The following is a 1,863-nucleotide window of genomic DNA, read 5'->3' as shown; positions in this document are numbered from 1 at the left end:
CCCCCACAAGGGGGGAGATTAGCGGCTCGGGCGTCCCGCTCTTTCCTGCAGCGTTGCTAGTTGGCGAAAGCCTGCGCGACATCTGATCTCCCCCCTTGTGGGGGAGATGTCCGGCAGGACAGAGGGGGGCGCGAAGGAATGAGACGTGGCCGGGTGGCGTGATTGGCCCTGCGGCAACCGCACGGTTGACGCCGCACGCCATCCAGCCGATATCCCGGGCAAATTATGCCCGAGCCCCGAATGACCACCGATCTCAAACAACCGGCCGCCGACACCGCCTGGCAGCACGATGTCCGCGCCGGCGTGCGCCATGTCCGCGATCTCGCCCCGCTGCCGCTCTCGCCGGCCGAGCGCGCCGCCGCGCAGGAGGCCGCGGCCGCGCACAAGGTGCGCGTGCCGAAACCCTATCTCGACCTGATCGACTGGAACAATCCCGAGGACCCGATCCCCGCCCAGGTGATCCCGTCGCCCGACGAGCTGGTCGCCACCGAGGGCGAACTCGACGATCCGATCGGCGACCACGCCTTCAGCCCGGCGCCTCGGCTGACGCACCGCCATGCCGACCGCGTGCTCTTGTTCCCGACCTATCAGTGCGCCGTCTATTGCCGCTTCTGCTTCAGGAAAGAGTCGCTGACCTCCATCGGCCGCGGCTACACGCGCGAGGCGCTGGAACCTGCGATGGCCTATATCGCCGCGCATCCCGAAATCCGCGAGGTGATCCTGACCGGCGGCGATCCGCTGTCGCTGCCCGACAAGGCGCTGGCCGAAATCCGCGCCCGCCTGGAGGCGATCCCGCATCTCAGGCTGTTGCGTATCCACACCCGCGTGCCGGTGGCGCTGCCGTCGCGCATCACGCCCGGCATGATCGAGGCGCTGCAGGGCCGGCTGATGGTGACGGTGGTGACCCACTTCAACCACCCGCGGGAAATCACACAGGCCACGGAGGAAGCCTGCCGCACGATGCGGCAGGCGGGTTTCGTGCTGCTCAACCAGAGCGTTCTGCTGAAGGGCATCAACGATCATGTCGAGGTGCTGGAGGAGCTCTGCCGCGAGCTGATGTATCGGCTCGGCGTAAAACCCTACTACCTGCATCACGGCGACCTCGCGCGTGGCATGGCGCACCGCCGCACAACGATTGCCGAAGGCCAGGCGCTGGTCGCCGAACTGCGCCGGCGGCTCTCCGGCATCTGCAACCCGACCTATGTCATCGACCTGCCCGAAGGCGGCGGCAAGGTGCCGCTGGCGGCGAGCCATATCGAGGGGCGCGATGGCGACACCTGGCTGATCCGAGGCCAGGACGGCACGGTGCGGCAGTATAGGGAGCTGGTTGGCCAGGCCTGACGCCGGCTCTGTCTCGCCGGCTTCCGGTGCAGGCGCGTCCTCGCCCGACTTTGGCCCCCATTGCGCCGCACAAGGAACTCCATCTCGCGCCCCGCATTCTATGAGCGGGGGCTGAAGGAGCGTTGCGTGAAGGCTTTGTTGGGAATTGCCGGCGGCTTCGTGCTGACCCTGGCCGTGTTCGCCAGCGGGCTCGCCTTCGCCACTTGGCTGCTCGCCGCCAAGCCGGTGCGCCAGGCAACGCCGGCGATCGGCGTTTCCGAGCTCTGGACGAAGGACGCGCAGCCGATCGATCCGCGGAAGCAGAACCTTGAACGCATTCCCGCCCAGCAGGCGGCGGCCGCGCCCGCCAAGGCCGGCGAACCGGCCCCAAGCGAATCGACCAAGGCGGGAGGCGCAACGCAGACGACGGCGCTCGCTACGCCCACGCCGCCCGCAGCGCCGCCACTGCAGCCATTGCCGGACGTCTCTGGCCCGGGCCAGCCCGCGCCCGACGCCGGCGCGGCCCAGCAGCCGGCCTCGGCC

General features: G+C 69.1%; 2 protein-coding genes. Both read left to right on the top strand.

Annotation, left to right across the window (positions count from 1 at the left end; all coding sequences use genetic code 11):
- Positions 1-240 precede the first annotated feature (240 nt).
- Entirely contained in the window at positions 241-1,341 is a 1,101-nt protein-coding gene (locus tag EOD07_RS33020; RefSeq protein ID WP_164772777.1) for a KamA family radical SAM protein, read from the top strand.
- A 126-nt stretch (positions 1,342-1,467) separates the two neighbouring features.
- On the top strand, positions 1,468-1,863 hold a 396-nt coding region (locus tag EOD07_RS38260; protein ID WP_206519631.1), incomplete at its 3' end, for a BA14K family protein.

Source organism: Mesorhizobium sp. M2C.T.Ca.TU.002.02.1.1, assembly GCF_003997225.1.
This window is presented reverse-complemented; position numbering and strand designations above follow the sequence as displayed.